Origin of the sequence: Eikenella sp. HMSC061C02 (assembly GCF_001809035.1) — a bacterium.
Classification (GTDB): domain Bacteria; phylum Pseudomonadota; class Gammaproteobacteria; order Burkholderiales; family Neisseriaceae; genus Eikenella; species Eikenella corrodens.
In genome coordinates, this window is record NZ_KV795511.1 from 21,528 (window position 1) to 28,777 (window position 7,250).

Consider the following 7,250-nt stretch of genomic DNA (forward strand, 5'->3'; position numbering starts at 1 on the left):
TTATGCTGCTGTCGTTTTAGGAATAATTTCCTGTTTCCCAAAAATAACAGTAGAAACCTGGTTTGCTATAATCTGCCTGATTTTTAGCCGCTTCGGCGGCTGGCAACCAAATAGTATGAGAAGGACTTTGCAATGTGCGGTATTGTGGGCGCGGTGCGCGCCAATCAGAATGTGGTGGATTTTCTTACCGACGGCCTGAAGCGGCTGGAGTATCGGGGCTATGATTCTTCCGGTATTGCGGTGGGCACGGAGCAGGGCGTGATTGAGCGCGTGCGCCGTGTGGGCCGTGTACAGCTGATGGAAGAAGCGGCTAAGGCAGCCGGCCTGTGCGGCCACATCGGCATCGGTCACACCCGCTGGGCCACGCACGGCGGTGTAACCGAGCCCAATGCGCACCCGCATATTTCAGGTAGCCTGATTGCAGTGGTGCACAACGGTATCATCGAAAATTTCGAAGAAGAGCGTACCCGCTTGCAAGGCTTGGGCTATGTGTTTGAATCACAAACCGATACGGAAGTGATTGCCCACAGCGTACACCACGAATACACCGCCAACGGGCATCAACTGTTTGCCGCCGTGCAGGCCGCCTGTGCGCGTTTTCACGGCGCGTATGCGATTGCCGTGATGGCGCAGGACAAACCGGCGGAATTGGTGGTGGCACGCATGGGCTGCCCGCTCTTGGTGGCTCTGGGCGAGGGCGAAACCTTTGCCGCATCAGATGTTTCTGCCGTGGTGGCCTTCACGCGCCGCATCGTGTATCTGCAAGACGGCGATATTGCCGAATTGGGTAGCGAAGGTATCCGTCGCCTCGTTGATTGTAGCGGGCAAGAAGCCAAACGCGAAGTGCGCGTGTCCGAGCTGTCGCTTACCTCGCTGGAGCTGGGCCCTTATAGCCACTTCATGCAGAAGGAAATTCACGAGCAGCCCAAGGCGATTGCCGATACTGCCGAAGTATTCCTCGGCGGCGGCTTTGAGCCGGAAAACTTCGGCGCCAAAGCGCGGGAAGTATTTGAACACATCCGCAGCATCAAAATCTTGGCCTGCGGCACTTCCTACTACGCCGCGCTCACTGCCAAATACTGGCTGGAAGCCATCGGCAGAGTGCCGACCGATGTGGAAATTGCCAGCGAATACCGCTACCGCGACGTGATTGCCAGCCCCGACCAATTGGTGATTACCGTATCCCAATCCGGCGAAACGCTAGATACCATGGAAGCCTTGAAATACGCGCAATCGCTGGGGCAGAAGCACAGCTTGTCCGTGTGCAATGTAATGGAATCCGCCCTACCGCGTGAGAGCGAACTGGTGCTCTACACCCGCGCCGGCGTGGAAATCGGCGTGGCCTCCACCAAAGCCTTTACCACCCAGCTGGTGGTATTGTTCGGGCTGGCAGTTACCCTGGGCAAAATGCGCGGCCATGTGTCCGAGCAGCAGGCACAGTCTTATATGGAAGAGTTGCGCCAGCTGCCCGGCAGTATCCAGCACGCGCTCAACCTCGAGCCGCAGATTGCCGCCTGGGCGCACAAATTCGCAGAGAAAAACAGCGCCCTGTTTTTAGGGCGCGGCATCCACTACCCCGTGGCCTTGGAAGGCGCGCTGAAACTCAAAGAAATCACTTATATCCATGCCGAAGCCTACCCCGCCGGCGAGCTCAAACACGGCCCCTTGGCGCTGGTGGACGCGAATATGCCTGTGGTGGTGATTGCGCCGAACGACAGCCTGCTGGATAAAGTGAAGGCCAATATGCAGGAAGTGGGCGCGCGCGGCGGTGAGCTGTTTGTGTTTACCGATTTGGACAGCAACTTCCAGCCCAGCACCAATGTGCACATCATCCGTACCCCGCGCCACGTGGGCGTGCTCTCGCCGATTGTGCACACCATCCCAGTGCAGCTTCTGGCCTACCACGCCGCCTTGGTGCGCGGCACGGATGTGGACAAACCGCGCAATCTGGCTAAATCGGTAACGGTGGAATAGCGCGGCTGGAATGGAAAAAGGCTACCTGAAAGTTTTGGGCTTTCAGGTAGCCTTTGGCTTGGGGTAAATATAAGTTGGTTGGGATTGCTGTACCAACTAGTGGCAAAGGTGATTTCCTGGTTAGCAGCGACAGGGTAAGTTGGCACGAATAGGTATAGCGAATTAAACCTGAACTAGAAAGGCTACCTGAAACGAGCTTTGCTAATTTTTGCGCAGCTTGTTTCAGGTAGCCTTTTTACCGTATGCCTTTATTCGGCAGCGGTTTCGTCGTCTTCCGGAGTGATTTCGGTCAGCACCAGCTGGCGTTGCTGCTCGGCCTGATCGGGTTTGTCCATTTCGTCAAACACTTTGGCCAGCACCAGGCGTGCCTGCGGGGTGGCTTGGGCTTGCAGGCTGGCTTCGAGATAGCCTTGGGCTTTGCCCCACAGTTGTTTGGCGTAGGCCATTTGGCCGAGGTGCAGCAGCAGGGCGGCATCTTGCGGGGCGTCGTTCAGCCAGCCTTCCACGGTATCCATGATTTTCTGCTGTTCGCGCGGGCTGAGGTAGCGGGCGGCTTCAATCATGGGCGGCAGGAGCTGGGCGTTGCGGTGTTTCGGATAGTGGGTTTTCACCCATTTCACCACGCGGGGATACTGGCCGATTTGCAGCATTTTTTCGGCAATCGGGGCGCAGAGTTCGCCTTCCTGCATTTCTTTGGGAATGCGGCCGAGGCAGGCTTTGAGCGCGGGATAGTCGGTGGCGAGGGCGAGGAGCTCGCGCCAGGCCCATTCGCGGTATTGGGCGGCTTCGGCGGCGTTGAGGGCAGAAGCTTTTTCCAGTTTGGCCACACGGTCAAGCACTTCCAAGGGGTTGTTTTGCTCAAACATATAGCGCAGCTGCAGGCGCACCAGGCGGGTGAGCTTGGGGTTGATGGCGGCAGCGGCAGCCAGGGCGGCCTCGGCGGCGGGATAATCCTGCCGGTTGAGTGCGGATTCGGCTTCGAGCAGGTGGCGCGAGAGCTGAGCTTTGTGCGGCAGCTGGGCGATTTCTTTCAGGTAGCCTTCGCGCTTGGCATCGTCGCCCATTTGGTCGGCACTGTGCACGGCGAGCATCAGGGCGAGGGTGCGGTTGTGGCCGGCTTCTTTGTTTTCCAGCACTTTGGCGGCTTCTTGCTCGGCGTGTTGGAATTTGCCTTCGAAGTAGGCGAGGCCGGCTTTGTTGAGCGCGGTTTCGGCATGATGCGCCTGGCGGCTGCGGCCGAAGCGGCGCATGCGGCCGGGGATATTGATGATGCCGTTAATCAGACGCAACAGCAGATAAAGCAGCACCACGAACACGATCATGGCGCCCGCAAACAAATGCAGGTTTACCGCAATCTGGGTTTGGGTTTGATCGATAACGATATACACGTTGCCGCTGTAATGCTGCGCAACAATGGTGAGGCCGACAGCGGCGGCAAACAGCACGATAATCCAAATCAGGCCTTTCATGATTCAATCCCCTTGCGAGCGGCGGAAGCCTGAGCCGGCGCAGGAAGTGCGGGAGCGGAGGCTGCCGGTGTGGGTTGGCTGGCCGGCGCGGGCACGGAAACGGGCGCGGCAGGTTGCGAAGCGGCGGCTTCGGAAGCGGCTTCAGGCTGGCCGAGGATTTCGCCTTGGCGCTGCTGGCGGTAGTCGGCGATGGCTTTCAGGCTGGCGGAAAGGCTGTCGCCCACGTTGCCGCTACCCGGCTGGATGGCCTTGAGCTGGGCAATTTCGCGCAGCCAAGATTGGGCAGCGGGAGTGGCGGCGTCAAAGTATTGACGCACGGCGTTTTCCGAGGCGGCCAGGTCGTTTTGGTAGATGTCGTTTTGGCGCTGCATCAGAGCCACTCGGGCAGAAAGCAGGTGCAGGCGCAGGTTTTCGCGCACATAAAACGCCTGTTCGGGCGACATCAGGAGCGCATCGGTGCTATTGAGGCGGCGGATTTCCACCATGCCTTTGAGGCCGCCGAGAGTGCGGTTCCAGGCTTGGCGCCACCACGGATCATTCGGCGAGGTGGCAGCAGGTGCGGCGGCTTGCGGCGGGCGCAGGCTGGAATCGGCCAAGAGCGGCAGTGCGCCCACGGCGGCTTCCAGGCGGCTCAAGCGCAGTGCGGCGTTGGCGGTGTCGGTGAAGGGACGCTGGCGCAGTTTGGCCAAGTCGGCGCTAACGGCCTGTTTCAAAGGCAGCAGCTGCGGCTGCTCGAAACGTGCCAAACGGGCATCGAGCCCTTCGAGCACGGCCACGGCGGCGGGCACGTTGTCGGCAATCACCAGCTGCTGGCCGGCCAGATTGAGCGCGGCTTCAGCTTCGTCCACCACCCAGTCGCTACGGGTTTTCAGCAGCTCTTGCAGGGCGCGGTTGTTGGCAGCGGCTTCAGCCTGTTGGGTTTGCATATCGCTTTGCAGCTGCTTGATTACAGCTTCGTTGTCTTGCAGCTTGCGGCCGGCATCGGCCAAGAGGGCGGCATTTTGCGATTCGCCCAAGGCAGCCTGATTGATTTTTTGATCGAACTGGATTTCCTGGCGTTTGAGCAGGTTTTGCCCCTGCACAAACAAAAAGCCGCTGGCACCCAGGCCGAGCACGGCCAGCACGAGGGCAAACGCGCCCAGGCCTTTGCCGCCGGATTTAACAACCACCGGCGCGACAGGGCTGGCCGGGGCGGGAGCGGGAGGCTGTACGGCGGGTACGGATTCGTTTTCCGGTTGGCTCATGCTATTCCTTTCATATTATTCAATCGGTTGTGAGGCTACCTGAAAGCCGGTGTGGCGTTTGCACACATTGGAATTTCAATTTTCAGGTAGCCTGAGTGAGGTGTTGCCGTTCGGCAATTAAAGCGTTTTCCAACTCTGCAGCCGAACTGAGCAGGCGGATGCGTGCCGCGCCGGCTTGGCTCAGTGCCTCGGCAATGCGCGGATGATGGGCGAAGTATAGCAAGGATTGCAGCTGCTGGGTTAGGCTTGCAGGTGCCGCGGCAAACAGCAGGCGCACTTGTTCGGCAGAGGTAATCCACGCAGCGGCGGGCTGTGCGGCGGTAAACAGCGTCCAATCAGGCATGAGCGGCTGGCGTTGGTAAATATCGGCACAGGCTACCTGAAAACCGCGTCGGTATAGGGTATCGGGTAGGGTGTTGCGGCCTTCCCGCCCGCGGATAATCACCACGGATGCACCCGGATTCAGGCGCTGCCATAGCGGCAGGGCGAGCACGGCTTCGCTGTCGTGGCCGTTATCGGGCGCAACGATACGGGCAAAACCGGCTTGCTGCAAGGCTTTGGCTGTGCCGCTGCCTACGGCGATTTGCGGTTGCGACAGGCTGGAAATGAGGCTACCTGAAAGTAGCGACAGGGCGGTTTCTACTGCGGTGGGGCTTATCCAAACGGCAGCTGAGGCTTGCTGCAACTGTGTGGGCAATCCGGCCAGCGCGTTTGCTTCGGGCCGGATATGGATGAGTGGGAAGGGTACGGGTTGCCAGCCGGTGCGCCGGCATAGGGCAGCATCGGCGGGAATGCGATTGGCGGGGCGGATGATGAGTAGGGCAGGCGGGTTGTTCATCAGTGAAGATGGATTCGGGAATGGTTGGCTTGATGTTTTCTCTTGGCAGAAGCTCAGCTTTAGAAATGCCGAAATCTCGTTTCAGGCAGCCATCATGCAATGGCAGAAGGCTACCTGAAAAAAGGGAGGGCTGCCAAGCGGCATTCCTCCCTTTTGTTTGCGCTTAAAACAATTTCATGCGCTCTTGCATCCCTGTGCCCAGCCAGAGTAAAGGCAGGCTGACGGGTAGGGTAACGATATCGAGGGCGGCGGTGAATGGGGTGGCGAGTGCGCGGCCAACCCCTCCCGCAGATATGGATGAAACGGGTTTGGTTGTGGTTATTGTGGTACTGATGGTTACGGGCAGCGGCGTTTCAAAACGGTAGTCGTAGTTCATACCGTTCGGGCGGACGTAGAGCCGGCCACACACCTGAATCGTGCGGGCATAGCGGGATGCGCCTTTGCTGTCGGTAACCTGCCTGAATTGCAGCCGTCGCAATTCGGCGAGTTCGCGGCGGCGCTCGGCGGGAGAAAGACGTGGGTTTTCTTGATAAACCAAATCGAAATCCGCGCTGCAGAAGCGTTGCCCCGACGGACTGGTGTTCAGCCTGAAGCCTTCCCAAGGCGGGGTACTGCAGCAGTTTTTGGCGTCATCGGAAGGAGAGTACATTTGGAAGGGTTGGGACAGCTTCACGTTTAAAATCGCGCCCAAATCCACTTCCCGGGCTGTTTCGCCGCTTCCAGCCCGAGGGTTGCTGCCTTTGGTTAACACATAGATATAGCGCTCGCCCAACATGACGATGCTGTTGGGCGGCAGTTTTTGGCTGTCGGGCTTGACGCGGGCGAAGCCGACCACGGTGTCGTTTTCGGTGTGGGTTGAGGTTGAGACGGTGTAGTCTGGCGACGAATCATGATTTTCCCACAGCGCATAAGTGGCGCAGCCGTTTAGCAGCATCAGGGCGGCGGCGAGGAAGAGGGGTTTCAACAGGGATTTTGCAAACATGGCTTGATCCTTTGCTTGAGTGGGTGAGTGGCCAACCTTGGATGGTTGGTGATGGATATTAACATTTGCTTGTGGGAAAGGCTACCTGAAAAGTGTCGGCGGGCGGCAGGTTAGATTTCAGATAGCCTTATATTTTTGCTGTAAATTTTCAGGTAGCCTGCTTGAAGGGTGAGGCTACCTGAAAAAAGGGAGGATTGCCAGTGGCACTCCTCCCTGCATCTGAGCTTAAAAGCCTGGTTTCATGTCCTTGAGCGCAAAGACTGCGAACGGCAGGACGATGGGCAGGGTAACGATATCGACGGCTGCGGTAAACGGGGTAACGAGGGCACGACCGACTGCGCCGGATACGTTGCTGCTTCTTTGGGTAACCGTGCTGCTGATGGTAACGGGTATCGGTGTTTCAAAACGGTAGTCGTCTTTCATGCCGCTCGGGCGGGTGTAGCGCTGGCCGCACACCCGGATTGTGCGGGCATAGCGGGAGGCGCCTTTGCTGTCGGTAACTTGCCTGAATTGCAGCCGCTCCAGCTCGGCGCGCTCGCGGCGGCGCTCGGCGGGGGAAAGGCGCTGGTTTTCTTGATAAACCAAATCGAAATTCGCGCTGCAGAAGCGTTGCGCCGACGGGCTGCCGGCCTCCAGCCTGAAGCCTTCCCAAGGCTGGGCGCTACAGCAGTTTTTGGGGTCGTTGGAGGGGTCGTACATTTGGAAGGGCTGGGACAGCTTCACGTTTAAAATCGCGCCCAAAT

At 58.7% G+C, this 7,250-nt stretch carries 5 protein-coding genes and 1 pseudogene; 1 reads left to right on the plus strand and 5 read right to left on the minus strand.

The window, feature by feature from the left end:
• The first annotated feature begins 132 nt into the window (after nucleotides 1–132).
• Nucleotides 133–1,974 carry a glutamine--fructose-6-phosphate transaminase (isomerizing) gene (gene glmS / locus HMPREF2541_RS01245; RefSeq protein WP_070541348.1) on the plus strand — a complete coding sequence of 614 codons (1,842 nt, stop codon included), beginning with the start codon at nucleotides 133–135 and terminating at the stop codon, nucleotides 1,972–1,974.
• A 248-nt stretch (nucleotides 1,975–2,222) separates the two neighbouring features.
• Here the strand turns inward: glmS and HMPREF2541_RS01250 are convergent, their stop codons facing one another.
• From HMPREF2541_RS01250 to HMPREF2541_RS01270, 5 genes and pseudogenes are all read right to left on the minus strand, one after another.
• On the minus strand, nucleotides 2,223–3,443 hold the full coding sequence (locus HMPREF2541_RS01250) for a heme biosynthesis HemY N-terminal domain-containing protein (protein ID WP_003821980.1): 1,221 nt from the start codon (nucleotides 3,441–3,443) through the stop codon (nucleotides 2,223–2,225).
• Nucleotides 3,440–4,687: a uroporphyrinogen-III C-methyltransferase gene (locus tag HMPREF2541_RS01255; protein ID WP_070541350.1), complete on the minus strand. Its 1,248-nt coding sequence runs from the start codon at nucleotides 4,685–4,687 to the stop codon at nucleotides 3,440–3,442. The genes HMPREF2541_RS01250 and HMPREF2541_RS01255 overlap by 4 nt, the downstream gene beginning before the upstream one ends.
• Nucleotides 4,688–4,769: 82 nt before the next feature.
• Entirely contained in the window at nucleotides 4,770–5,525 is a 756-nt protein-coding gene (locus HMPREF2541_RS01260) for a uroporphyrinogen-III synthase (RefSeq protein WP_003821977.1), read from the minus strand.
• A 163-nt stretch (nucleotides 5,526–5,688) separates the two neighbouring features.
• Nucleotides 5,689–6,507 carry a hypothetical protein gene (locus tag HMPREF2541_RS01265; protein ID WP_003821975.1) on the minus strand — a complete coding sequence of 273 codons (819 nt, stop codon included), beginning with the start codon at nucleotides 6,505–6,507 and terminating at the stop codon, nucleotides 5,689–5,691.
• 225 nt (nucleotides 6,508–6,732) lie between these two features.
• Nucleotides 6,733–7,250: pseudogene (locus HMPREF2541_RS01270) on the minus strand (hypothetical protein); the annotation flags it as partial.

Excerpts from the sequence above, each read along its gene's own strand:
- glmS (WP_070541348.1), top strand. The coding sequence starts at position 133 with ATGTGCGGTATTGTGGGCGCGGTGCGCGCCAATCAGAATGTGGTGGAT.
- HMPREF2541_RS01250 (WP_003821980.1), bottom strand. The coding sequence starts at position 3,443 with ATGAAAGGCCTGATTTGGATTATCGTGCTGTTTGCCGCCGCTGTCGGC.
- HMPREF2541_RS01255 (WP_070541350.1), bottom strand. The coding sequence starts at position 4,687 with ATGAGCCAACCGGAAAACGAATCCGTACCCGCCGTACAGCCTCCCGCT.
- HMPREF2541_RS01260 (WP_003821977.1), bottom strand. The coding sequence starts at position 5,525 with ATGAACAACCCGCCTGCCCTACTCATCATCCGCCCCGCCAATCGCATT.
- HMPREF2541_RS01265 (WP_003821975.1), bottom strand. The coding sequence starts at position 6,507 with ATGTTTGCAAAATCCCTGTTGAAACCCCTCTTCCTCGCCGCCGCCCTG.